General features: G+C 73.6%; 24 protein-coding genes. 10 read left to right on the forward strand and 14 right to left on the reverse strand.

The annotated features are described in order from the left end of the window. Nucleotides 1–465: 465 nt before the first annotated feature. Genes RM555_RS17265 through kdd form a run of 6 tightly spaced genes read right to left on the reverse strand, consistent with a single transcriptional unit; the run spans nt 466 to nt 7,239 of the window. The gene (locus tag RM555_RS17265) at nt 466–1,803 is read right to left on the reverse strand and encodes a glutamate mutase L (protein WP_311412722.1); all 1,338 of its coding nucleotides are present in this window, start codon (nt 1,801–1,803) and stop codon (nt 466–468) included. Beyond that, the gene (kal, locus tag RM555_RS17270) at nt 1,800–2,192 is read right to left on the reverse strand and encodes a 3-aminobutyryl-CoA ammonia lyase (protein ID WP_311412723.1); all 393 of its coding nucleotides are present in this window, start codon (nt 2,190–2,192) and stop codon (nt 1,800–1,802) included. The genes RM555_RS17265 and kal overlap by 4 nt, the downstream gene beginning before the upstream one ends. Continuing rightward, nucleotides 2,189–2,965: a lysine 5,6-aminomutase subunit beta gene (gene kamE / locus RM555_RS17275; protein ID WP_132237542.1), complete on the reverse strand. Its 777-nt coding sequence runs from the start codon at nt 2,963–2,965 to the stop codon at nt 2,189–2,191. Before kamE ends, kal begins: the two co-directional genes overlap by 4 nt. Next, entirely contained in the window at nt 2,962–4,545 is a 1,584-nt protein-coding gene (kamD, locus tag RM555_RS17280) for a lysine 5,6-aminomutase subunit alpha (RefSeq protein ID WP_311412724.1), read from the reverse strand. The genes kamE and kamD overlap by 4 nt, the downstream gene beginning before the upstream one ends. A 58-nt stretch (nt 4,546–4,603) precedes the next feature. Next, entirely contained in the window at nt 4,604–6,172 is a 1,569-nt protein-coding gene (locus RM555_RS17285; RefSeq protein ID WP_311412725.1) for an amidohydrolase, read from the reverse strand. Nucleotides 6,173–6,177: 5 nt separating this feature from the next. Next, nucleotides 6,178–7,239, reverse strand: coding sequence for an L-erythro-3,5-diaminohexanoate dehydrogenase (gene kdd, locus RM555_RS17290; protein WP_449560146.1), 1,062 nt, complete (start codon nt 7,237–7,239; stop codon nt 6,178–6,180). 142 nt (nt 7,240–7,381) lie between these two features. On the opposite strand from kdd, the gene RM555_RS17295 reads away from it, so the two are divergent. The 4 genes from RM555_RS17295 (at nt 7,382) to RM555_RS17310 (ending at nt 10,327) form a co-directional block, all read left to right on the forward strand. Beyond that, nucleotides 7,382–8,788 carry a KamA family radical SAM protein gene (locus RM555_RS17295; protein WP_311412726.1) on the forward strand — a complete coding sequence of 469 codons (1,407 nt, stop codon included), beginning with the start codon at nt 7,382–7,384 and terminating at the stop codon, nt 8,786–8,788. 196 nt (nt 8,789–8,984) lie between these two features. Next, complete coding sequence (locus tag RM555_RS17300; protein ID WP_311412727.1) at nt 8,985–9,314, forward strand: ArsR/SmtB family transcription factor; 330 nt, start codon at nt 8,985–8,987, stop codon at nt 9,312–9,314. After that, the gene (locus tag RM555_RS17305; protein ID WP_311412728.1) at nt 9,314–10,033 is read left to right on the forward strand and encodes a cation transporter; all 720 of its coding nucleotides are present in this window, start codon (nt 9,314–9,316) and stop codon (nt 10,031–10,033) included. Before RM555_RS17300 ends, RM555_RS17305 begins: the two co-directional genes overlap by 1 nt. Nucleotides 10,034–10,072: 39 nt before the next feature. Continuing rightward, complete coding sequence (locus RM555_RS17310) at nt 10,073–10,327, forward strand: hypothetical protein (protein WP_311412729.1); 255 nt, start codon at nt 10,073–10,075, stop codon at nt 10,325–10,327. A gap of 170 nt (nt 10,328–10,497) precedes the next feature. On the opposite strand, the gene RM555_RS17315 is transcribed toward RM555_RS17310, so the two are convergent. After that, nucleotides 10,498–10,692 (reverse strand): CsbD family protein, encoded by a 195-nt coding sequence (locus tag RM555_RS17315; RefSeq protein WP_311412730.1) that lies wholly within the window; start codon nt 10,690–10,692, stop codon nt 10,498–10,500. A 167-nt stretch (nt 10,693–10,859) separates the two neighbouring features. Here RM555_RS17315 and RM555_RS17320 point away from each other — a divergent pair, with 167 nt between their 5' ends. Next, the gene (locus RM555_RS17320) at nt 10,860–11,471 is read left to right on the forward strand and encodes a histidine phosphatase family protein (RefSeq protein ID WP_311412731.1); all 612 of its coding nucleotides are present in this window, start codon (nt 10,860–10,862) and stop codon (nt 11,469–11,471) included. On the opposite strand, the gene RM555_RS17325 is transcribed toward RM555_RS17320, so the two are convergent. From RM555_RS17325 to RM555_RS17335, 3 genes are all read right to left on the reverse strand, one after another. After that, entirely contained in the window at nt 11,401–11,907 is a 507-nt protein-coding gene (locus tag RM555_RS17325; RefSeq protein ID WP_151456848.1) for an Lrp/AsnC family transcriptional regulator, read from the reverse strand. The two genes, RM555_RS17320 and RM555_RS17325, sit on opposite strands and share 71 nt — an antisense overlap. 82 nt (nt 11,908–11,989) lie before the next feature. Beyond that, nucleotides 11,990–13,132, reverse strand: coding sequence for an acyl-CoA dehydrogenase family protein (locus tag RM555_RS17330; RefSeq protein WP_311412732.1), 1,143 nt, complete (start codon nt 13,130–13,132; stop codon nt 11,990–11,992). Next, nucleotides 13,129–14,244, reverse strand: coding sequence for a M24 family metallopeptidase (locus tag RM555_RS17335; RefSeq protein WP_311412733.1), 1,116 nt, complete (start codon nt 14,242–14,244; stop codon nt 13,129–13,131). Before RM555_RS17335 ends, RM555_RS17330 begins: the two co-directional genes overlap by 4 nt. Before the next feature lie 221 nt (nt 14,245–14,465). On the opposite strand from RM555_RS17335, the gene RM555_RS17340 reads away from it, so the two are divergent. Further along, on the forward strand, nt 14,466–15,845 hold the full coding sequence (locus RM555_RS17340; protein WP_311412734.1) for a glycosyl hydrolase family 18 protein: 1,380 nt from the start codon (nt 14,466–14,468) through the stop codon (nt 15,843–15,845). A 223-nt stretch (nt 15,846–16,068) separates the two neighbouring features. Here the strand turns inward: RM555_RS17340 and RM555_RS17345 are convergent, their stop codons facing one another. Beyond that, complete coding sequence (locus tag RM555_RS17345) at nt 16,069–17,157, reverse strand: DUF4037 domain-containing protein (protein ID WP_311412735.1); 1,089 nt, start codon at nt 17,155–17,157, stop codon at nt 16,069–16,071. Between the two features lie 114 nt (nt 17,158–17,271). Here RM555_RS17345 and RM555_RS17350 point away from each other — a divergent pair, with 114 nt between their 5' ends. Continuing rightward, complete coding sequence (locus tag RM555_RS17350) at nt 17,272–17,499, forward strand: hypothetical protein (RefSeq protein WP_311412736.1); 228 nt, start codon at nt 17,272–17,274, stop codon at nt 17,497–17,499. A gap of 52 nt (nt 17,500–17,551) precedes the next feature. Continuing rightward, nucleotides 17,552–18,472 (forward strand): 5'-3' exonuclease, encoded by a 921-nt coding sequence (locus tag RM555_RS17355; protein WP_311412737.1) that lies wholly within the window; start codon nt 17,552–17,554, stop codon nt 18,470–18,472. A 155-nt stretch (nt 18,473–18,627) separates the two neighbouring features. Here the strand turns inward: RM555_RS17355 and RM555_RS17360 are convergent, their stop codons facing one another. Together RM555_RS17360 and RM555_RS17365 are read right to left on the reverse strand one after the other, a co-directional pair. Beyond that, entirely contained in the window at nt 18,628–19,506 is an 879-nt protein-coding gene (locus RM555_RS17360) for an MHYT domain-containing protein (RefSeq protein ID WP_311412738.1), read from the reverse strand. Between the two features lie 165 nt (nt 19,507–19,671). Then, entirely contained in the window at nt 19,672–22,479 is a 2,808-nt protein-coding gene (locus RM555_RS17365; protein ID WP_311412739.1) for a DEAD/DEAH box helicase, read from the reverse strand. 86 nt (nt 22,480–22,565) lie between these two features. Here RM555_RS17365 and RM555_RS17370 point away from each other — a divergent pair, with 86 nt between their 5' ends. Both RM555_RS17370 and RM555_RS17375 read left to right on the forward strand, forming a co-directional pair. After that, a complete protein-coding gene (locus RM555_RS17370; RefSeq protein WP_396888791.1) occupies nt 22,566–23,339 on the forward strand; it encodes an HAD family hydrolase in 774 nt (257 codons plus the stop codon). Nucleotides 23,340–23,399: 60 nt separating this feature from the next. Continuing rightward, the gene (locus tag RM555_RS17375; protein ID WP_311412740.1) at nt 23,400–24,110 is read left to right on the forward strand and encodes a TetR/AcrR family transcriptional regulator; all 711 of its coding nucleotides are present in this window, start codon (nt 23,400–23,402) and stop codon (nt 24,108–24,110) included. Here the strand turns inward: RM555_RS17375 and RM555_RS17380 are convergent. Beyond that, a complete protein-coding gene (locus RM555_RS17380) occupies nt 24,091–24,273 on the reverse strand; it encodes a hypothetical protein (RefSeq protein WP_311412741.1) in 183 nt (60 codons plus the stop codon). The genes RM555_RS17375 and RM555_RS17380 overlap by 20 nt on opposite strands. Nucleotides 24,274–24,307: the final 34 nt, after the last annotated feature.

The raw sequence follows: 24,307 nt of genomic DNA on the forward strand, positions 1-24,307 counted from the left end.
TCCCGCCCCGCCCGGCGCCGCACCCGACACCCCGTCGCGGCGCGTACGGGCGATTCCTCCCCCGCAGGGGGCCGCCGACACAAATCGGGGCGCGGCTCACGCCGCGCCCCGATGCTCCCAGGCCCTTCCCGGCCGGTGGGGCGAGAATGAGCTGCGCCGACCTTCGGACCGACCCGACGCGGACTGGCTGCCCCCGCCTGGCCGTTGTCTACTGGCCGTGCACCTCACCCTGCCCGTACACCGGTAACCGCGGCCGGTTCGCGCCGCCCCGCCGACCCCCGCCCGCTGGACCTGGCCGCCGCGACGCACTGCTCACATGTCGCTCGGCCAGCGGACGAAGGGACGAAGCGAACAACAGCCGCTTCCCGTAGTAGGACTCAAAGACGGTACGGCGTGGACCCCCGCCGCTGTCAACCCACCCGGGCCTGTCGTGTGATGCACCACGGCGTGTCGCGTCGGCGAGTCTCAATCCGTCGCGAGGTGCCGGCGCAGCAACGCCCCCGCCGCCGCCGGATGCTCGTCGGCCAGCAGCCCACCGGCGGCCAGCACGTAGTCGACGTCGACGACCGGCCGCGCCGCACGCGGCAACGGCCACCCACCGGCATGATCGGCCAGCACCGCACCCAACACACCCGCCGCGTCCGCCGGCGCGGCATGCCGCAGCACCCCACCGGAACCCACCAGCAGCCGCACGTCACGCAGGTCCCGCCCGGCCCGCTCACCCGTGGCCGCCCCCCGGGCGTGCCGACGCAACGCCACCGTCGCCGCCAGGGCCGCGATCCGGGCGTCCACCGCACGCTCCGCGTCCCCCACCGGCAGGAACCCCGGATCAGCCGCGCGCACCGCCGCCCCCGCCGCCAGGTCGTCGCCCTGCGCGTCGGTCAGCAGCCGCTCCTCGACGGCCGCCCGCACCACCCCCGGCGCGCTCCACCGCATGCCCAGGTCCCCCTCGACGGTACGGGCCCGCCACAGCGACCCCGCCACCTCCCGCCCCGGCCCGGTGGCCCGCTCGTCCGGCGTGAGCACCGAATACACGTCCGTGGTGGCGCCACCCACGTCCACCACCACCAGATCACCACCCAGGGTGTCGGCCAGCACCTCCACGCCGGTCAGCACCGCGTCGGGGGTGGCCGCCCGCACCAGCCGCGCGAACCGCGACCCCCGCGACAGCCGCTTCCCGCCGATCACGTGCCGCAGGAACACCTCCCGGATCGCCGCGCGCGCCGACACCGGCGCCAGCACCCCGATGCGCGGCAGCACGTTGTCGGCCACCGTCACCGGCACCCCCGCCGACGCCAGCACGGCGTGCAGGTCGTCGCGGACGTCGACGTTGCCGGCCAACACCACCGGCACCCGCCAGCGGGCCCTCGCCAGCCGCGTCGCGTTGTGCGTCAACGTCTCGGCGTCACCACCGTCGGTGCCACCCACCAGCAGCACCACGTCCGGGCGGGCCGCCCGCAACCCCGCCAGGTCCGCCGCACCGAGCCGACCCGCCGCCACGTGCACCACGTTCGCGCCCGCCGACAGACCCACCCGCCGGCCCGCCTGCGCGGTCACCAGCCGCTCGTAGCCGATCACCGCCAACCGCAACCCACCACCGGCCGACGAACACACGTACCACGGCGCCTGACCCGCCGGCAGGCCGGCGGTGGCCGCCGCCACCGCCGCGTCCAGGCCGTGCAGCACGTCCGTGCCCACCGTCGTCGGCGCCGACGCCCCCGCCACCAACGCGCCCGCGTCCAGGTCCACCACCGCCACCTTCGTGTACGTGGACCCGACGTCGGCGCAGACCGCGTACCTCACGCCACCGGCGGCACGACCACCGTGCCGGTCGCCGTGACCGCCACGATCGGCTCGTCGAGCACCTCCGCCGCCGACTCACCCCGATCCGGGCGCCCCCGGCACACCACGCGTGCCTCGAAGTCGATGGTGCGGCTACGCGTACCCACCCGGGTCACCGTCGCCGTCACCTCCAACACGTCACCCGCCCGCATCGCCGCCCGGAACTGCACGTCCGAGTACGACGCGAACAACCCCTCGTCACCGTCGGTGCGGATACACACCTCCGTGGCCACGTCCCCGAACAACCCCAACGCGTACGCTCCGTCGACCAGGTTGCCGGCGTAGTGGGCGTGCGAATACGGCACGTACCGCCGGTGCACGACCGTCAGACCCACCCGGGAATCACTCATGCCTTCGCCTTCTTCTCCGTGACCAACGCGTGCACCAGGAAACTCGCCACCTCACCCGGGGTGGTACCCCGGCCGAAGATCCGGTCCACGCCCAACTCGCCGGCCATCGACTCGTCGAAACGCGGCCCACCCACGATCAGCAACGGCCGGCGCCCCGCCGGCATCGCCTCCCGGAACGCCGCCGACATCTCCCGTGTGTTGTGCAGATGCGCGTCGCGCTGCGTCACCACCTGCGACACCAGCACCGCGTCCGCGCGCTCCACCCGCGCCGCCTCCACCAACTCCGGCACGCTCACCTGCGCACCCAGGTTCGTGACCTTCAACTCCCGGTAGTACTCCAGGCCCTTCTCCCCCGCGATGCCCTTGACGTTGAGGATCGCGTCGATGCCGACCGTGTGCGCGTCCGTGCCGATGCACGCCCCCACCACCGACAACTTGCGCCGCAACCGCCGCTTCACCACCGCGTTGACCTCCTTGGCGCTCAGCAGCGGGAAGTCACGCTCCACCACCTGCACCGCCGACAGGTCCACCAGATGGTTCACCCGCCCGTACACCACGAAGAACGTGAACCCGTCACTCATCGGCTTGGCGTGCACCAGCATCGCCGGATCGATGCCCATCTTGTTCGCCAACTGCACCGCCGCGCCCTCGGCCCGCTTGTCGTGCGGCACCGGCAACGTGAACGACACCTGCACCATGCCGTCGCCCGTGGTGTCCCCGTACGGCCGGACGATCTTCTTCCCGGCGTCCCCGCCGGCCTCGACGGCGCTCACGCCCGTGCCACCTCTCCACCCGCCACCGGCGCCTCCAGGATCTCCGTGGCCGGATTGAAGTAGCCGGCCTCGTGCGCGGCCACCCCCGCCAGCCCCTTGCCCCGGTCCGCCGGCCGCTTCATGATCCCGAACGTGCCCTCGGCGATCGCCGTCAACAGCGACTGCTCACCGATACGCTCCAGCAGGTCGACCGCCTCACCCAGCACCCGGTTCGCCCGCTGCTGGATGAACCCGCCCGACGCCGGCACGAAGTCCTCGTGCAACCCACCGGCCGCACCCAGCACATACCGCACGTTCTGCAGGGCGATGTCCCGGTCCGACAACCACGGCGTCACCACCGCCTCCGTCATCATCCCCACCAGCAGGATCCCCTGACCGGTCATCGTGCCCACCAGGTTGAAGAACCCGTCCAGCAGATTGCCCCGGAACACGTCACCCGTCATGTGCTTCGTCGGCGGCATCCACTTCAACGGCGCATCCGGGAACAACTCCCGCGCCAGCAACGCGTGCGCCAACTCCAACCGCAACGACTCCGGCACGTCCGGGTTGATCTCGAACGCGTGCCCCAGGCCCAACTGCCAGTCCGCCAACCCCGCCTCGTGCGCGAAGAACTCGTTGAGCAGCTGCGACACCGTCACCGTGTGCGCCTCGTCCACCGCATCCGCCGTGGTCAGGTAGTTGTCCTCACCGGTGTTGATGATGATCCCCGCCCGCGCGTGCACCTGACGCGAGAACCGCTGGTCCACGAACGTGCGGATCGGATTGATGTCCCGGAACAGGATCCCGTACATCGAATCGTTCAACATCATGTCCAGCCGCTCCAGGCCCGCGAGCGTCGCCATCTCCGGCATGCACAGACCCGACGCGTAGTTCGTCAACCGCACGTAGCGGCCCAACTCCCGCGACGACTCGTCCAACGCCGCCCGCATCAACCGGAAGTTCTCCTGCGTCGCGTACGTGCCCGCGAAACCCTCCCGCGTCGCCCCCTCCGGCACGTAGTCCAGCAACGACTGCCCCGTCGACCGGATCACCGCGATCACGTCCGCACCCGCCCGCGCCGCCGCCTGCGCCTGCGGAATGTCCTCATAGATGTCGCCCGTCGCCACAATCAGATAGATCCACGGCCGCTGCGCCGGATCCCCGAACCGCTTCACCAGCCGGTCGCGCTCCGCGCGCCGCCGGTCGATCGCCCGGATCCCCGCACCCACCGCCCGCCGCGCCGCCTTCCGCGCCGCCGTGGCCGCCTTCCCCGTCGGCACCTCGAACCGCACCGACCCCGCCGCCGCCTTCTGCGCCAGCAACGTCACGTCACCGAGCTGCTCCCGGGCGAGCGCGTCGAACACCGGCAACGCCACCCCGTGCCCCAACCCCACGTCCGCGACCACCGCGTCCACGAGCCGGTTCACCCACGGAATACCGTCCGGATCCGCGCCGGCCACCCCGGCCAGCCGCAACACCGCACGCTCCACCGACACCGTCGTGTGGCTGCGCGCCAGATCCACCACCGGCTGCCCGGCCCGACGCGCCAACTCCCGCGCCCGCGCCACCAGCCGCGGATCCAGGTCAAGCTTGCCCGTCACACCGTCACCCGACCCTGCCCCGCGACGGCGCCACACGCCGTACCGATGGTTCGCTCGCTCACGAAGACCCTTCCTCGTAGATCACGTCACCGCGCAACACCGTGCGCCGACACACCGGCAGCGGCGTCGGGTCCTGCGGACCACGCGCCTCCGGGTCCGCGGCCAACAACACCGGCAACCCCCGGTCCACCCCCGCCGGCGTCGACCACACCGCGAACGTCGCCGGTGCCCCCAACGCCAGCACACCCTCGTTGTCCAGCCGCACCGCACGCCACCCGCCCCGGGTGTGCGCCGCGAACGCCGACCGCACACTCATCCGCTGTGTCGGACTGTGGTGCCACACCGCCGCCCGCACCGAACCCCACGGATCCAGCGGCGTCACCGGCGAATCCGACCCGAACGCCAACGCCACCCCGACACCGTGCATCGCACCCATCGGATTCGACTCCAACGACCGCTCCAGGCCCAGCCGCGACTCGTACATCCGACCCGCGCCACCCCACAACCGGTCGAACGCCGGCTGCATGCTCGCCACGATCCCGTACTCCACGAACCCGGCGATCAACCGCTTGTTCATGATCTCCGCGTGCTCGATGCGGTGCCGACCCGCCCGCACCCGGTCCGTGCCCAACTTCTCCGCCGCCCCCGCGAAGCCCTCCAGCACCGTCGAGATCGCCGCGTCACCGATCGCATGGAACCCACCCTGCACACCGTGCGCCGCGCAGTCCAACAGATGCTCGCGCACCTGCTCCGCGCTCAGGTAACCGTGCCCGCAACCCCCCTCACCGTCCAGGTAGTCACGCGACACGTGCGCCGTACGCGACCCCAACGCCCCGTCGGCGAACAGATCACCCCCCGCCCCCACCGCACCCAACTCCCGGGCCCGCGCCGCCCCCAGCAGCTCACCCCAGTACCCGTACACCTCCGCCACGCCGTCACCCGACAACGCCAACAGACCCGTGAAGTCCTCCTCGCCGGAGATCTCCGGCCCGCCGCACTCGTGCACCGCCGCGATACCCAGCGACGCCGCGTGCGCCAACGCCGCCCGCTGCGCCGCCACCCGCTGCACCCGCGTCACCGACGCGAACGCCGCCGCCCGCACCACGTGGTGCGCATCCCGCCGCAACCACCCCGACGCGTCGTACCCCGCCGCCGACACCACCTGCGGACACGCCGCCAGCAACGCCGCCGACACCAACGCCGAATGGATCGACGCCTGCGACAGGTACAACCGCCGCCCCCCGGCAGCCCGGTCCAACATCGCCGCGTCCGGCAACCGCGGCACCGGCCAACTCGACTCGTCCCAGCCGTGCCCCAGCACCACCGCGTCCGACGGCAACCCCGCCGCGAACCCCGCCACCGCGTCCAGCAACTCCCCCGCCGAACGCACCCCCGACAGATCCAGCCCCGACAACGCCAACCCCGTGTCCGTGGCGTGCACGTGCGCGTCCACGAACGCCGGCGTCACCAACGCCCCATCCAGATCCACCACCCGCTCGGCGACCGGCGCGTCCGCCTCCACCCCCAACCAGGAGATCCGGCCATCGGTGACCAGCAGAGCCGTCGCGCTCGGATCGGCCGGGCAGTGCAGCGTCCCGCCGCGGTACAGAGTCGAGGGGTTCGTCATGACCATCAGTCTGCCGCCAGACGCGCCTCGAACAACGCCCGCACCCCCGACTCCGAGCGCAACAGACCCAACGCGAACTCCGCGTGCCCCGGCACGTACCCGTTGCCGACCAGCATCGTCACGTCCGCCGCCAGGCCCTCCGCCCCCAACGCCGCCGCCGCGAAACTCGTCGCCATCGAGAAGAACACCACCGTGCCGCCGTCCTCCGTCGCCAGCACCGCCCCGTGCTCACACCCCGGCACGTCCACGCAGACCACCGTCACGTCCGCCGGCGCCCCCAACGCCGTCGTCACCGCCGACGACAACGCCACCGGGTCCCGGGCGTCGGCCAACGCCACCACGTCCGCCAGACCCACCGCCGCCAGCGCGTCACGCTCCGCCACGACCGGCACCACCCCGACCGTACGGGCGGCGCCCGCCCGCCGCGCCGCGGCCAGAGACAGCGAGCCGCTCTTGCCCGCGCCACCGATCACCGCCACCCGCACCGGCGTCGGATCCTCCGCCCGCTCCCGCTCCGCCACGTACCGCGACACCACCCGCGCCGTCAGCGCCGGCGCCCCGCACACGTCCAGCACCGCCAGGGACAGCTGCGGATCGAGATCCACCGGCAGCACCGCCGCGATCGACCGGGCGAACAGGATCGCGTACCCGTCGCACGGCACCTGCTCGCTGCGCCCGTCCCAGCGGGCCAGCCCGTCGAGGATCGTCAGCGGCGTCAGCGTCAGCGACACCAGGGTCGCCACCCGCTGCCCCGCCCGCAGCCCCAGCGGGGACCGCCGCCCCGCCTCCTCCACGGTGCCGATCAGCATCCCGCCCGAGCCCGTCACCGGGTTCTGCATCTTGCCGCGCGTCGACACGATCTGAAGCACCTCGGCGCGGACCGCGTCGCCGTCCCCGCCGTGCTTCTCCCACAGCTGCCGGAAGCTCGCCGCGTCCAGGTTCAACCGCTCCACCCGGATCCGCACCTCATTCGGCGCGATCTCCGGACTCGCGTCCAGCCGCCACGCGGCCTGCGGCAGCACCCCCGCCGGTTCGACAACGCGGTGCAGACCCACCGGTGACGTCACGCCGACCTCCCCTGTCACGCCGCTCGAAGCCCCGACCAGGACTCGCGTAGCGGGAAAACTTACGGCAGACTAATTTCTTCACCGAATATTTTCCAGTAGCCTTCGGGTTCGCTGATCAACCGCACCACATCGAGGAGGGGCCGTGACCCAGACCCAACCGGTAGAGACCCCGCCTGCGCCCCACCCCGCGCCGGTCGCGGTCCCCACCGCCGGACAGCCCTACGAATACCGCCGCGCGCCCCTCGTCGAACCCGACTGGACCCGCTTCCCCGGCTGGCGCCATGTCACCCGCGACCAGTGGGAGAACGCACAGTGGCAGCGCGTCAACTGCGTCAAGAACATCAAGCAGCTGCGCACCGTCCTCGGCGACACCGTCGACGAGACCTTCTACGCCGACCTCGAGGCCGACCAGAAGGCCCTGGCCACCATGTCCATGCTGGTGCCGCCGCAGATGGTCAACACCATGGTCCCGTTCGCGCCGATGACCACCGAGGCGTTCCTCGCCGACCCCATCCGGCGCTACATGATCCCCGTCGCCTCCGACCGGCGCACCGACTGGCCCTCCCACCCGTACGCCAGCCGCGACTCCCTGCACGAACACGACATGTGGGTCGCCGAGGGCCTCACCCACCGCTACCCCACCAAGGTCCTCGCCGAGCTGCTCTCCACCTGCCCCCAGTACTGCGGGCACTGCACCCGCATGGACCTCGTCGGCAACTCCACCCCCGCTGTCGACAAGCTCAAGCTCACCCTCAAGCCCGTCGACCGCTACGACGCCCACATCGGCTACCTCAAGGCCCACCCCGGCGTCCGTGACGTCGTCGTCTCCGGCGGCGACGTGGCCAACGTCCCGTGGAAGAACCTCGAGTCCTACCTGATGCGGCTGCTGGAGATCGAGACCATCCGCGACATCCGGCTCGCCACCAAGGCCCTCATGGGCCTGCCCCAGCACTGGCTCCAGCCCGACGTCGTCGAGGGCCTCGAACGGGTCGCCCGCACCGCCGCCCGCCGCGGCGTCAACCTCGCCATCCACACCCACGTCAACCACGCCCAGTCGCTCACCCCGCTGGTCGCCAGGGCCGCCCAGACCGCCCTCGACGTCGGCGTACGTGACGTCCGCAACCAGGGCGTGCTCATGCGCGGCGTCAACGCCACCGCCCCCGACCTGCTCGACCTCTGCTTCGCCCTCCAGGGCGAGGCGGGCATCCTGCCGTACTACTTCTACATGTGCGACATGATCCCCAACGCCGAGCACTGGCGGGTCCCGGTGTGGCACGCCCAGCAGCTCCAGCACGACATCATGGGCTACCTGCCCGGCTACGCCACCCCGCGCATCGTCTGCGACGTCCCCTTCGTCGGCAAGCGCTGGGTGCACATGCTCACCGAGTACGACCGCGACCGCGGCATCTCGTACTGGACGAAGAACTACCGCACCTCCATCGAGTCCGCCGACGCCGAAGCGCTCAACAAGCGCCACGCCTACTACGACCCGATCGACACCCTGCCCGAGTCCGGGCAGCAGTGGTGGGCCGAGCACCGCAACGACTGACCAGCCGCGACACCGTCACCCCCGGAGCCGACCACCGGCCCGGGGGTGACGCGTCTCCGGCCCACGACGGCGCCGCCGCTCCTAGGTCGAGCGACCGCGAGGACACAGCGCACGCTTTACCTTAGGAACGCCATGCTGCGTGGGTGAGGCTCACCCCACCCCCGCTTAGTACATCGCCGAATGTACTATCGCTGATGTGGAGACGTTGACACACGGGCAGGTGCTAGCCCGCTTCGGTCATGCCCTGTCCGACCCGACACGGGCGCGGCTGCTGCTGGCGCTACGCGACGGACCGGGATACCCGGCGGAGTTGGCCGAACTGCTGGGCACGACCCGGCAGAACCTGTCGAACCACCTGTCGTGTCTGCGCGGCTGCGGCCTGGTGGTTGCCGTACCCCAGGGCCGCCGCACCCGGTACGAGCTGGCCGACGCCCGGCTGGCGCACGCCCTCGCAGACCTGCTCGGCCTCGTGCTGACGGTCGACCCGGCCGCGTGTCCGGATTCCGGCGAAAAGGGCTGCTGCTGATGGCCCTCCCCCTCATCGACCTGACACCGGCGGAACCGTCGCCGGCGCGCCGCGCGGTGCTCGCCCGCCGGGTGCGGCTGCTGGTCGCCGCGACGATCACCTACAACGTCACCGAAGCGGTCGTCGCGATCACCGCCGGCACGATCGCATCGTCGACCGCCCTGATCGGCTTCGGCTTGGACTCGGTGATCGAGGTATCGTCGGCAGCCGCGGTGGCGTGGCAGTTCGCCGGTCGCGATCCGCAAGCTCGGGAGAAGGCGACGCTGCGGATCATCGCGGTCTCGTTCTTCGCTCTCGCCGCCTATGTGGCGGTGGAGTCGGTGCGGGCCCTGGTCGGCGGCGCCGACGCCGAGCACTCCACTATCGGTCTCGTGCTGGCGGCACTGTCGTTGGCGATCATGCCGGGCCTGTCGTACGCGCAGCGCCGCGCCGGCCGGGAACTCGGTTCGCGGTCGGCGGTCGCGGACTCCAAGCAGACCCTGCTGTGCACCTACCTGTCCGCCGTCCTCCTCGTGGGCCTGGGTCTGAACAGCCTGTTCGGCTGGTCCTGGGCCGACCCGGTCGCCGCGCTGGTCATCGCCGTGGTGGCGGTCAAGGAAGGTCGCGAAGCGTGGCGCGGTGACGCCTGCTGCACACCCGGGCTCCCCCCGGCCGGGCCGGCGCCAGGCAGCACGGACGGGTGCGTGGACAGTTGCTGCGCTGACGGGGGTTCGCCGTGACGGCCGGCCTTGCACTCGCCCTTTGATCTGCTGGGCCTGGTGCTGGCGTTCGGGTGTCGCACCCTGGCGCAGCGGCGGGTTACCGGCGACACCGGGCTGCGGCTGGATGCCGGCCCCGCCGGATCGACCGCGGTCTTCGTCGCGTCGGTACAGGTGCAGGTCGGCGCGGTCGAGGATCCCTACCTCATCCGCACCCACGGCGCCACCTACCTCGCATACGCCGCCCGGACCGGACGGTTCTGGCCCGGCCTCGGCCACCGCACGACCCCGGTCAACGGACCGGTCATGCGGTAAGCCCTCCAGCCGGGCCCGCCCCCGCCATCGGTAGCCACCAGGCGGGCCGTGGGCCGGGCACATAGATCGAAGCCCTGATTCTCGGCCGTTCCTGCCGCGCGAAGCCGCAGCCGGGCCAGAACGGCCGGCGGTCCCCGGCACACCCGCCGGGGACCGCCGCCGCACCCGGGTCACCTGGTGAACGCGTCCTTCACGTCCCGGCCGGCGTCCGTGAGGTGCTCGCCGGCCTGTCGGGCACGCGCGTCGCTCTGCTGCGTGGCCCCCTCGCCGCGCATCCGCTCGTTGTGCGTGGCGCCGCCGAGTCGCTTCCTGGCCGCACCCGCCACCTGTTGGACCTTGTTCTTCGCCTTGCCGGTGAAGCCCATGTCGCCTCCTCCGCACAGGCCGGGCCTCCCCCGGCCCTCGTCTGGTCGGGTGCCCTCATGGCGCCGTCAGAAACCCTGCGGTGTCGTCGTGGCGGGTGCCACACCCGCTAGGGCGTCCTAGGACACTAGGTGAACGGTGGAGAGGGGCCGTCTGGTTGACTGGGCTGATGGGAGAGCTTCTGCTGATCCGGCACGGCGAGACCACCTGGAGCGCCAGCCGCCGGCACACCTCGTACACCGACCTCCAGCTCACCCCCGACGGCGAGCGGCAGGCCCGCGCCGTCGGCCGCTTCCTCACCGGCCGCCGCTGCGCTGCGGTCCTGACCAGCCCCCGCGCCCGGGCGCGGCACACCGCGCGCCTCGCCGGCCTCACGGTCACCGGCACGCTCGACGACCTGGCCGAGTGGAACTACGGGGAGTACGAGGGGCGCACCACCGCCGACATCCGCGACGACCACCCGAACTGGTCCATCTGGGCCGACGGCTGCCCCGGCGGGGAGTCCCCGAACCAGGTCGGCGAACGCCTCGACCGGGTGCTCGCCCGGATCCATCCGCTGCTCGACCGGGGCACCGTCGCCCTCGTCGGGCACGCCCACAGCCTGCGCGTGCTCGGCGCCCGCTGGGTCGGCCTGCCCCCGTCGGCCGGCGGGCTGCTGCGCCTGGACACCGCCACGGTCAGCGTGCTCGGCCACGAGCACGGCCGGCGGGTCATCCTGCGCTGGAACCAGCCGGTTCCCCCGACCCCCGCGAGCGCACCCGAAGCTGGGGCTCGGCACTGATCTTCGGCGACCGGTTCTCGTACGGCGTCGACAGCACCACCGTCGTACGGGTGGTCACGTTCGCCGCCGTCCGGATCTCCTGGAGCAGCCGCTCCAGGTCGGCCGGGCTGGCCACCCGCACCAGCAGGAGGTAGAAGTCCTCCCCCGCCACCGAGTAGCACGAGTCGATCTCGGGCAGGTGGGCCAGCCGCTCCGGCGCGTCGTCGGGCTGCGACGGGTCGAAGGGCCGGATCGCCACGAACGCGGTCAGCGGCAGGTCCAGGGCCTCGAAGGAGACCCGGGCGGCGTACCCCTTGATCACGCCGCGCTGCTCCAGGCGGCGCACCCGCTGGTGCACGGCGGAGACCGACAGGCCCACCCGCTCCGCCAGATCGGTGTACGACAGCCGACCGTCAGCGGTCAGCGCGGCGATGATGGCGCGGTCGATCTCCTCCACGGCGTGCAACCTACCGGGTAAACCGCGTCGCGGCGACGAGGCGGCCCGCCGGCGCGACGCGGCGCCGGCGGGGCGACGCCCGTCAGCCCTTCGCCAGCGCCCGGGAGATGACCAGCCGCTGGATCTGGTTGGTGCCCTCGACGATCTGGAGCACCTTGGCCTCGCGCATGTAGCGCTCCACCGGGTGGTCGGCCACGTAGCCGGCCCCGCCGAGCACCTGCACCGCGTCGGTGGTCACCCGCATCGCCACGTCGGTGGCGAAGAGCTTCGCCTTCGCCGCCTCGATCGAGTACGGCCGGCCGGCGTCGCGCAGCCGGGCCGCGGCCAGCGTCAACGCCCGGGCCGCGGAGATCTGGGTGGCCAGGTCGGCGAGCGTGAACCCCAGCCCCTGGAAGTCGATGATCGCCTTGCCGAACTGCTGGCGCTCCCGGGCGTAGCCGACCGCGTAGTCCAGCGCCGCCTGGGCCAGCCCGACCGCGCAGGCGGCGATGCCGAGCCGACCCGAGTCGAGGGCGGACATGGCGATGGTGAAGCCCGCCCCCTCCCCGCCGATCAGCCGCTCCGCCGGCACCCGGGCCGAGTCGAAGGCGATCTGCGCCACCGGGGAGGCGCGCAGCCCCATCGTGCGCTCGGCCGCCTGCGGCGCGATGCCGGGCGTGGCGCGGTCGGCCAGCAGGCAGGAGATGCCCTTCGGGCCGGGCCCGCCGGTGCGGCAGAAGATGTTGTAGAAGTCCGCCACCTGCGCGTGCGTGATCCACGCCTTGGTGCCGTCGACCACGTAGTCGTCGCCGTCGCGCACGGCCTTCGTGGTCAGCGCGGCGGCGTCCGACCCGCCCTGCGGCTCCGACAGGCAGTACGCCCCGAGCAGTTCCCCGCCGATCATGTCGGGCAGCAGCTTGCGCTGCTCGTTCGTGCCGAACTGCGCCAGGGGGTAGCAGGACAGCGTGTGCACGCTGACCGCCTCGGCGACCGCCAGCCAGCGGCTGGCCAGGATCTCCAGCACCTGGAGGTAGACCTCGTAGGGCTGGGCGGCGCCGCCGTGCTCCTCGGCGTAGGGCAGGCCGAGCAGGCCGGCCCGCCCGAGGGTGCGCAGCACCTCGCGGGGGAACTCCGCGCGCTCCTCGAACCCGGCGGCCCGCGGCGCGAGCTCCCGGTCGGCGAGTTCGGTGGCGAGGTCGAGCAGGTCGTGGGCCTCGTCGGTGGGGAGGATCCGGTCGACAGTCATAGCGCGATGAGCTCCGTGGGGGTGGTGTTGAGCCGTTGCACGCCGTCCGTGGCGCAGACGACGATGTCCTCGATGCGGGCGCCGTGGCGGCCCGCCAGATAGATGCCCGGTTCGACGGAGAACGCCATCCCCGGTTCCAGGGGGCGGGCGTTGCCGGCCACCACGTAGGGCTCCTCGTGGCCGTCCAGGCCGATGCCGTGGCCGGTGCGGTGCAGGAACGCCGCGCCGAACCCGGCGGCCGCGATCGGCTCCCGGGCCGCCGCGTCGACGTCCCCGGCGGTGATCCCGGGGCGGACCGCGGCCACCGCGGCCCGCTGGGCGGCGTGCAGCACCGCGTAGTAGTCGACGAACTCGGCCGGCGCCGGGGCGCCCGCGACGTAGGTGCGGGTGCAGTCGGAGCGGTAGCCCGACGGCATCGTCCCGCCGATGTCCACGACGACCGGCTCGCCGGCGCCGATCGGGCGGTCGGAGGTGTCGTGGTGCGGGCTGGCGGCGTTCGGGCCGGCGGCGACGATCACGAAGTCCACGCTCACATGGCCGGTGGCCCGGATCGCCGCGGCGATGTCGGCGCCCACCTCCGCCTCGGTGCGCCCCGGCCGCAGCCACTCCCCCATGCGCGCGTGCACGGCGTCGATCGCCGCGCCCGCCTCGGCCAGCGCGGCGACCTCGGCCGGGGACTTGCGCAGGCGTATCTCGCGCAGCACCTCGGAGGCCAGCCGCTGGGTGGCGCCGGGCAGCGCCGCGCGCAGGGCCAGGACCTGCTCGGCCCACATCCGGTCGGCCAGGCCGACCGTCGCCACCGGTCCGCCGAGGGCGGCGACGAGCAGCGGGTACGGGTCGGTGCCGTCGGCGTGGTCGACGATGCGTACGCCGGTGGCCGGCGCGGGGGACGCCTCGGCGGCCGGCCGCTCCAGGGTGGGCACGATCAGCGTCGGCTCGCCCTGCGCGGGCAGCACCAGGCAGGTGAGCCGCTCCCCCTCGTGGGCGTCGTAGCCGGTCAGGTAGCGCAGGTCGGAGCCCGGGGTCAGCAGTAGCGCGTCCAGGCCCGCGGCGGCGGTGGCGCGCCGGGCATCGTCCAGCCGCCCTGGCGGATACAGCTCGTCGGATCCCACGCGCTCAGCTTAACGGTCGTTCGGGGCCGGGCCCCAGCCCACCCGAGGTCGGGCGGCGCCCGTATCCATCGAAGATTATCGTTGACGTGACAGTTAACAATCCTTAGGATTTGGCTGCCTCGAGGATGTCCACCCCGTCCCCCACCCGTACGCCCGCACCCGGCGCCCGCCGCCGACGCGGGCGGCACGGCCGCCACGACCCGCCCACGGGAAGGCCCCCGATGCCCTCATCGCTCTCCCGCCTCAGGTCGGCCCTCGCCGCCGGCCTGCTCACCCTGGCCACCGCCGCCACCACCCTCACCCTGGCCCCCGCCGCCGCGCAGGCCGCCGTGCTGCCCAACGGCTTCCGCAGCGTCGGCTACCTGCCGTCCTGGACCGGCGACGTCAACGCGGTGCAGTACGCCAAGCTGACCCACGTCAACTACGCGTTCGTGCTGCCCAACGGCGACGGCAGCCTCCGCCCGGTGGAGAACCCCGCCAAGCTCTCCCAGCTGGTGTCGCGCGGCCACGCCAGCAACGTCAAGGTGTCGATCGCGATCGGCGGCTGGAACAACGGCGACGACTCCGCCTTCGAGGCGCTCGCCGCCAACGCCGGCACCCGCACGACGTTCGTCAACAACGTCGTCAACTTCGTCAACCAGTACGACCTCGACGGCGTCGACATGGACTGGGAGTACCCGGACCCGGGCGCCTCGGCCACCAACTACACGGCGCTGATGCAGCAGCTGGCCGGCGCCCTGCACAGCCGGGGCAAGCTGCTCACCGCCGCCGTCGTCTCCGAGGGCTGGTACGCCGAGGGCGTGCAGCCGGCCGTGTTCGGCCACGTGGACTGGCTCAACATCATGGCGTACGACGGCGGCAGCCCGCACGCCAACTACGACTGGTCGATCAACGCCGTCAACTACTGGAAGTCCCGGGGCCTGCCCGCCCGCAAGGCGGTGCTCGGCGTGCCGTTCTACAGCCGGCCCGGCTACCACACGTACGCCGCACTGGTCGCCATGGACCCCGCCAACGCCAACCGCGACTGCACCACGGTCAACGGCACCCAGCAGTGCTACAACGGCATCCCGACGGTCAAGCGCAAGACCCAGTGGGCCATGGCGAACGCCGGCGGCATGATGAACTGGGAACTGAGCCAGGACACCACCGGGTCCACCTCCCTGGTCAGCGCCATCTACGACACCGCCACCGGCGGCACCACCCCGCCGCCCGTCGGGCGCACCGGCCCGATCACCGGCATCGGCGGCAAGTGCGTCGACGTGGCCGCCGCGAACACCGCCAACGGCACCGCCGTGCAGCTCTACGCCTGCAACGGCACCAACGCCCAGAACTGGACGGTGGGCACCGACGGCACCCTGCGCGCCCTCGGCAAGTGCGCCGACGTGACCAGCGCCTCCACCGCCAACGGCGCCAAGGTGCAGCTGTGGGACTGCAACGGCACCGGCGCGCAGGTCTGGCAGGCCCAGTCCAACGGCACGCTGCGCAACCCGGCGTCCAACAGGTGCCTCGACGCCACCGGCAACAGCTCCGCCGACGGCACCCGGCTGCAGATCTGGGACTGCTTCGGCGGCGCCAACCAGGTCTGGCGGCTGCCCGCCTGAGCCCTTCCGGGGCCCGCCGTCGGCGCGGGCCCCGGAGGGGTGCGGGCGCCAGGAAGGACGACGAGGGGCCTGACCGAGGCGAAACACCGTAAGCCTCCGGCCGCCGTAATGCGGCTTCCGCAGGCCCTGGGAGGAATTGCGGGCGCTTCGGCCGGTCCCGTGCGGGGTGCGGCTTTCACCTGGTGGGCCGGCCGTCACCCGGCACGACCAGAGCGCGACGATCTCAGTCCGGCCCGTCGGCCGCGACCGGCAGCGCGGCGGCGAGCCGGCGGACCCGGTGCGCGTGGGTCAGCACGTCGACGCTGTCGACGTACTGGTCCACCGCGCCGAGCGGCGCCCGCGCGCGCAGGGCCGGGTCGGTGATGGCGGCGCGCAGCGCGGCGGCGAGGCGACCCGCGTCCAGGACCAGGAACGGCCGGGCGTGAAACGGTCGGGGCCGGGCGCGCACCGGCGCCGCCAGGCCAGTGCCGTCGGTCCACGCGGCGACCGCCGCCAACGCCCGGACCAGCCCGTCCTCCCGCCCCCGCCAGTCGGCCGGGCCGAGCGCGTCGGCCAGGGCCGCGACGACGGGCGCCGCGTCCGGCAGCCGGGCGAACACCGTGCCCAGCCACTTGTCGTACGGGGGCCAGCGGCGGTGCAGCAGCAGGCCGAGGCGCATCAGGTCCCGGGCCAGCCCGGCGGCGACCACCCGGCTGCCCAGGTCGTCGCCGCTCTCCGCGCAGCGGCCGGGCAGGTGCTCGGCCTGCGCGACGCGGGTCCACGCGGCGGCGAGCACGTGCCGCCACACGTCGTCCGGGTACCACGCCAGCGCCGCCCGGGCCCCGGTCAGCGCGCCGTCGAGGCCGTCGTGGAACACCTCGCCGCCGGTCACCTCGGCCAGCCGCTGTGTCGGCGTGGCCAGCCAGTCGGCCGTGCCGACGCCGCCGGCCGGGTCGAAGCCCAGCCGGTCGTGCCACCAGCCGCCCAGTTCGTGGACCGTGACGCCGTGGCGGCTGCCCGCCGGGTCGGCAACCCCCAGCCTGCCGTGCCCGGTGAACCGGGTCGGCCAGCCGAGGAACTCCGCCGGCAGCGCCGCGTCCAGCGCCGCGCGCAGGGCCGGGATGCGCGCCGCGTCCGGCGCTGCGACGAAGAGCTGCCCCCGCGGGCCCCAGTCGTGGTCGGTGGAGCGCGGCGTGTCCAGGCCGAGCAGTTCCGAGCCGCCGTCGAGCAGCCCGGCCGCGTACGGCAGGTCGGGAAGGCGGCGACGCAGGATCGGCGCCAGCACCTCGTCGTGGAACCGGCGGCCCAGCGTCAGGCCGGCAACGAAGGTCACACCGGCAAGTCTGCGCCCGGGGACGGCGCTTCCGCAGCCCGGTTCCGCCGCCGCCGGCCGTACCCGCCGATAGGCTGGGCGCGGACGGGTCGCCGACGGGAAGGAGCGACCGCCGTGGCAGCGACGGACTCCGAGCGCGCCGCGACCCGACGCCGCCGGCTGCTCTGGGCGGGCCTCCTCGCGGTGGTGGGCCTGGTGCTGCTGGTCGTCGGGCTGACCGTCGCCGACGGCACGGCGGCCTGGCTCGAGGTGGCGGTCGCGATCGTGCTGCTGCTCGCCAGCTACGGCCTGCAGTACGTGGCCCGCCGCGAGACCCTGTACCGCGACCACGAACGTCCCTGACCCGCCGCGCCGCGCCCCCTGATCGTCGGTGGGGTGTGCCAGGCTGTCGGGCGTGGCACAGCGACCCCCGATCCTGCTCATCGACGCGCCCAGTCTCTACTTCCGGGCCTACTTCGGCATTCCCGAGTCGGCGGCCCGGGCCGCCGACGGCAGCCCCGTCAACGCGGTGCGCGGCTTCCTCGACATGCTGGCGAGCCTGATCCGCACCCGCCGGCCCGACCGGATGGTCTGCGCGATGGACCACGACTGGCGGCCCGACTGGCGGGTGGCGTTGCTGCCGTCCTACAAGGCGCACCGGGTGGCCCCCGAGGGCGGCGAGGTGGTGCCCGACACGCTCAGCCCGCAGGTCCCGCTGATCCTGGAGGTGCTCGACGCCGTCGGCATCGCCCACGTCGGCGCGACCGGCTACGAGGCCGACGACGTGCTCGGCACCCTCTCGGTGACCCAGCCGGCGCCGGTCGAGGTGGTCTCCGGCGACCGGGACCTGTTCCAGCTCGTCGACGACGCACGCCCCGTGCGGCTGCTCTACGTCGGGCGGGGCGTGGCCAAGCTCGACGACTGCGACGACGCCGCGGTGCGCGCCCGCTACGGGGTGCCGGCCGACCGCTACGCCGACTTCGCCGCCCTGCGGGGCGACCCCAGCGACGGGCTGCCCGGGGTGGCGGGCGTGGGCGAGAAAACGGCCGCCCGGCTCGTCGAGCGCTACGGCGACATCGCCGGCATCCTGGCCGCCCTGGACGAGCCCAACTCCGGCTTCGCCCCCGGGCTGCGCACCAAGCTCGCCGCCGCGCGGGACTACCTGGCCGTCGCGCCGCAGGTGGTCCGGGTCGCCCTCGACGTGCCGCTGCCCGAGCTGGCCACCGAGCTGCCGACCGCGCCGGCCGACCCCGACCGGCTGCTGGAGCTGGCCGCCGAGTGGAACCTCGCGGGCTCGGCACGCCGCCTGGTCGACGCCCTCGCGCAGCGGTCCTGACCTGCTCACGGGCACGGCCAGTCGCGCGCACGGCCCGGCCCGGCCGCGGGCATGGCCATGCGCGCGCACGGCCGACAGCGGGCCGGCACCGGGGCGGACGGGACCGCAGGTCCGTGCCGGCATCTTTCCGGCGGCCGTGTTGGCCCGCCGGCCGGTCAGCGCGGCGGGTTGTCCCGACGGGACGGGAACGGGGTGCCCGGCCGGCCGAGCGTGGACCGGGCCCGCAGCCCCACCGGGTCCGGCGGCGGCGAGGCCTCGGCCGGCTCCGGGCCTCGCAGGGTGTCGAAGTACGCGGCGGCGGCCCGGTCCTCGGCGGTGGGGGCGGCGAGCAGCGCGTAGACCAGCCCGACCACGCCGAACACCACGGCGAGGATGATCGGCACGAGCAGGGTGCTGACGCCGGCGCCCACCACCTCGCCCTGCCCGGAGTGCGGATGCACCGACATGGCGCTCATCCCGGTGAAGTGCATGCCGTTGACGGCGACACCCATCAGCAGCGCCGAGCCGACGATCGCCAGCCCCCGGCGGACGGTCATCGCGAGCCAGAGCGCCACCGTGGCCGCGACCACCGCGATCACGACCGACAGCACGACCCGGGTGGTGTCGTAGTCGATCCGGCCGTTGAGCCGCATGGCCGCCATGCCGGTGTAGTGCATCGCGGCGACCCCCGCGCCCGTGAACAGCCCGCCGGCGAGCAGCCGCACGGCGGAGAACCGCCCGGTGCCCACGATGGCCAGGCCGATGCCGACCGCGATCACCGCGATCATCGCGCTGGCCGCGGTGATCGGCACGTCGTACCGGATCCGGGTGCCCTCGACGGCGAAGCCGAGCATCGCCATGAAGTGCATGGTCCAGATGGCGGTGCCACCGATGGCCCAGGCCGCCAGGGTTCCCCACCAGGCCCGCTGGCCCGCGCTGCCCGCCGTGCGGATCCGGCCCGCGCAGATCAGCCCCAGGGCCGAGCCCAGCACCGACAGCGCGTAGCTGAGCGCGGGGGTGATCCACCCGTACTCGAAGTGATTGATCTCCGCCACGGCGGCCTTCTCCCAGATCGTTCCACCGACGCGCGATCCCGCGCCCGAGCAATGATCAGGGATGCCGTGACCAGGCACAACGGCACCCCCCGGACAATTCGGGGGGTGCCGTCGCGGTGACTAAGCGATGCGTCGATTTCGATATCCGGTGACAGAAAGTGACGGTCAGGCCGGGGCGTGGTAGGCCAGCACACCCCGGTTCACGGCACCGATCGCCTGCCGGGCGGTGGACCTGAGCTCCGCCGAGGCGCCGCCGGAGTCGGCGAGCTGGCCGAGCAGGTCGACCACCTGCCGCGCCCAGCGGACGAAGTCGCCGGCCGGCATCTCGCCGTCGATCTCGTGGCCGCTGCCGAGGACCTTCGCGAGCGCCTCGCCCCGCGCCCAGCGGTAGACCGGCCAGGCGAAGCCGAGGTCGGGCTCGCGGGTGACGGTGAGGCCCCGGGCCGCCTCGTCGGCCTCGATCTCGCTCCACAGCTTGAGCGTCTCGTCGACCGCCTCGGCCACGGGGCCACGCGGCAGCGACGCCCGCTCGTCGACGTCGCGGCGCGCCTCGAAGACCACCACGGAGACCGCCGCCGCCAGTTCGGCCGGGGAGAGCCCGTCCCACACCCCGCGCCGCAGGCACTCGGCGACCAGCAGGTCCGCCTCGGTCCAGATCCGGCCGAGCATCCGGCCGGCGTCGGTCACCGCGCCGTCGGGCGCCAGATAGCCCCGGGCGGTGAGCAGCGCCACGATCCGGTCGAACGTGCGGGCCAGCGAGCCGGTCCGGCCGGCCACCCGCTGCCGCAGTTCCTCGGTGTCGTTCTCCAGGCGGCGGCGCCGCTCCGCCCAGCGGGCGTGCTCCTCGCGGTCGGGGCAGGCGTGGCAGGGATGCCGGCGCAGCTCGGTGCGGAGCTGGCTGAGCCGGTGGTCCTCGCCGACGGCCTGCCGGGACCGGCCGCCGCGGCGGCCGCCGTGCCGGTCCAGCCCGGTGCCGCTGACCTCGGCGGCCAAATCGCGCCGGGCCGCCGGGGACCGGTGGTTGAAGTGCTTCGGCACCCGGATCCGCGCCAGCACCTCGGCCGGGGTGGTGAAGTCCCCCGGACTGACCCGGCCCGCCCAGCGGTCCTGGGTCAGCACCAGCGGCCGGGGCTCGCCGAAGCCGCCGGTGGCCGGGTCGAGCACGACGGCCAGGCCGGCCCGCCGGCCCGACGGCACCCGGATCACGTCGCCGATCCGCAGCCGCTCCAGCGAGGCCACTGCGGCGGCCTTGCGCTGGCTCTGCCCCTGCCGGGCGATGGCCCGCTCCCGCTCGCCGATCGCCACCCGCAGCGCGAAGTACTCGTCGAAGTCGCCGTGGTGGCAGGCCGCCTCCGCGCCGTACGCCTCGATGGTCTCGGTGTTGCGCTGCACCTGGCGGGCCAGGCCGACCACCGACCGGTCCGCCTGGAACTGGGCGAACGAGGACTCCAGCAGCGCGCGGGCTGGCTCGGCACCGACCGTGCCGACCAGGTTGACCGCCATGTTGTAGGACGGCCGGAAGCTGGACCGCAGCGGGTACGTGCGGGTGGAGGCGAGACCGGCCACGTGCCGGGGGTCGGTCTCCGGGGACCAGACGACGACGGCGTGCCCCTCGACGTCGATGCCCCGCCGGCCGGCACGGCCCGTGAGCTGGGTGTACTCCCCCGGCGTCAGGTCGACGTGCGCCTCGCCGTTGTATTTCACCAGGCGTTCCAGCACGACGCAGCGGGCCGGCATGTTGATGCCCAGGGCGAGCGTCTCGGTGGCGAAGACCGCCTTGACCAGGCCCCGGACGAAGAGCTCCTCGACGACCTCCTTGAACACCGGCAGCATGCCGGCGTGGTGGGCGGCCAGGCCGCGCTCGAGGCCGTCGAGCCACTCCCAGTAGCCGAGGACGGTCAGGTCCTCGCCGGGGATGGCGGTGACCCGCGACTCGACGACGCGGCGGATCTCGGCCCGCTCCTCGGGGGAGGTGAGCCGCAGGCCCGCCGCGAGGCACTGCTGCACTGCGGCGGCGCAGCCGGCGCGGCTGAAGATGAACAGGATCGCCGGCAGCAGCCCCTCCCGGTCGAGCCGGTCGACGATGTCGGGGCGCATCGGGCCGCGCCAGCGGGGCCCGCGCCAGCGGGGCCCGCGCCGGCCGCCGCCGGGACCGGCGCTACGCCCCTCGCCGAGCTCCAGCCGGCGCATGGTGTCGCGGGTGTAGCGCAGCAGCTCGGGGTGTACGTCGTGCTTGCGGGCGGCGTCAGCGTCGTGGAACAGGTCGAACATCCGCTTGCCGACCAGCATGTGCTGCCACAGCGGCACCGGGCGGTGCTCGCTGACCACCACGGCCGTCTCGCCGCGCACGGTGACCAGCCAGTCGGCGAACTCCTCGGCGTTGGACACGGTGGCCGACAGGGAGACCAGGGTGACCGAGGCGGGCAGGTGGATGATCACCTCTTCCCACACCCCGCCGCGGAACCGGTCGGCGAGGTAGTGCACCTCGTCCATCACCACGTACGCCAGGCCGTCGAGGGTGGCCGAGCCGGCGTAGAGCATGTTGCGCAGCACCTCGGTGGTCATCACCACCACCGGGGCGTCGCCGTTGATGGCGTTGTCGCCGGTGAGCAGCCCGACCTGCTCGGCGCCGTAGCGGTCGACCAGGTCGTGGTACTTCTGGTTCGACAGGGCCTTGATCGGGGTGGTGTAGAAGCACTTGCGCCGGCGGGGCGGGGCCCCGTCGCCGGCAGCGGGCGCCGGCGTGCCGCGCAGCGCCAGGTGTACGGCGAACTCGCCGACCACCGTCTTGCCGGCGCCGGTCGGGGCGCAGACCAGGACGCCGCTGCCCCGTTCCAGCGCCTGGCACGCCTCCCGCTGGAAGTCGTCGAGGTCGAACCCCAGATCGAGGGCGAACTCGTCAAGTGCCGGGAACTGTGAGGCCTGCGCGGCCCGGCGGCGCGCCGCGGCGTACCGCTCGGCGGGGCTCGACATGCCTCCAAGATTAATGCGTGCCGCCGACAGCCACCGGACAAGGCCAACCGGCAGGGGGGTCGGCGGCGGTCGGTAGGGTGCACGACGTGCCGGATCATGCCGAACCGCCCCACGCCTCGCGCGGCGCCGACGACGCCGTCCGCCCGGGTCCGTCCCGCCGGCCGGTGGAGGCGGTCCTGCTCGACTTCCACGGCACCCTCGCCCAGGTGGAGGAGCCCCGGGACTGGGTGCTCGCGGCCGCCGCCGCCTGCGGGGTGAGCCTGGAGCGGATGCGGGCCACCGCGCTGGCCGACCGGCTGCTGACCGCCGGCCGGGCGGGCGGGCCGCTGCCCACCCGGGTACCGCCCCGGCTGGCCGAGCTCTGGGCCGACCGGGACCTCTACCCGCACGCCCACCGGGGCGCCTACACCGGGCTGGCCGAGACCGTGGACGCGGGCATCGAGGGCTTCGCGGAGGCGCTCTACGAGCGGGTGCTGGTGCCCGAGGGCTGGGTGCCCTACCCGGACACCGCGGCGACCCTGGGGGCGCTGCGGGCCGGGGGCGTCCGGGTGGCCGTCGTCAGCAACATCGGCTTCGACATCCGGCCGCACTTCGAGGCCTGGGGGCTGGCCGGGCTGGTCGACGCGTTCGTGCTCTCGTACGAGGTGGGGCGCTGCAAGCCGGACCCGGGGATCTTCCTGCGTGCCTGCGGGATGCTCGGCGTCGATCCGGAGCGGACGCTGATGGTGGGCGACACCCCGGCCGACGCGGGGGCCGTCAAGGCCGGGTGCGCGGTGCTGGTGCTGCCGGCCGCCGAGGCGGGCCGGGCCAACGGGCTGGGCGCCGTCCTGGACCTGGCCGGCGTCGAGCAGCAGCGCTAACGGCACGCCGACAGCACCGTTAACATCTGGCGCTAACGCGAAGGCGTTATCGTCGCTGCCATGATCACCGAGACGTCGCCCCGGGACCGGATCGTCCGGGCCGCCGCCGCACTGCTCGCCGAGGGCGGCCGGGAGGCCGTCTCCACCCGCGCGGTCACCCGGGCGGCGGGGGTGCAGGCGCCCACCATCTACCGCCAGTTCGGCGACATGCGCGGCCTGCTGGACGCGGCGGCCAGCTACGGGTTCGCCGCGTACCTGCACGCCCAGGCGGCCGGGGACCTCGCCGACGACCCGGTCGACGACCTGCGCCGGGGCTGGGACCTGCACGTCGGCTTCGGCGTGGCCAACCCGGCGTTCCACGCCCTCATGTACGGCGACCCGCGCCCCGGCGAGACCCCGACCGCGGCCCGGGTCGCGGCCGACATCCTGCGCCAGCTCGTGCACCGGGTGGCCGAGGCGGGTCGACTGCGCACGAGCGTCGACCAGGCGACCGAGATGCTGCACGCCACCGCGTGCGGGGTCACCCTCACCCTGATCCGGACGCCGCCGCCGGGGCGCGACCCGGCCCTGTCGACCCGGACCCGGGAGGCGGTGCTCGCCGCCCTGGTCACCGACTCCCCCGCCGCCCGGGCGACCTCCCGGGCCGACCGTCCGGTCCGGCACGCGGTGGCGCTGCGCGCCGCCCTCGACACCCTCACCACGGATTTCACCCCCGCGGAACGCGCCCTGCTGACCGAATGGCTAGACCGCATCACCCGCACAACCCCCTGACGCACTCCCCCACTCCCTCGACGCCCTCGACGCCCTCGACGCCCTCGACGCCCTCGACGCCCTCGACGCCCTCGACGCCCTCGACGCCCTCGACGCCCTCGACGCCCTCGACGCCCTCGACGCCCTCGACGCCCTCGACGCCCTCGACGAGTCGATCATGCACTTCTGGTGCCGGTTTTGCGTGCATACGCGGCTTG

This window comes from Micromonospora reichwaldensis, from assembly GCF_031845925.1.
GTDB lineage: Bacteria > Actinomycetota > Actinomycetes > Mycobacteriales > Micromonosporaceae > Micromonospora > Micromonospora reichwaldensis.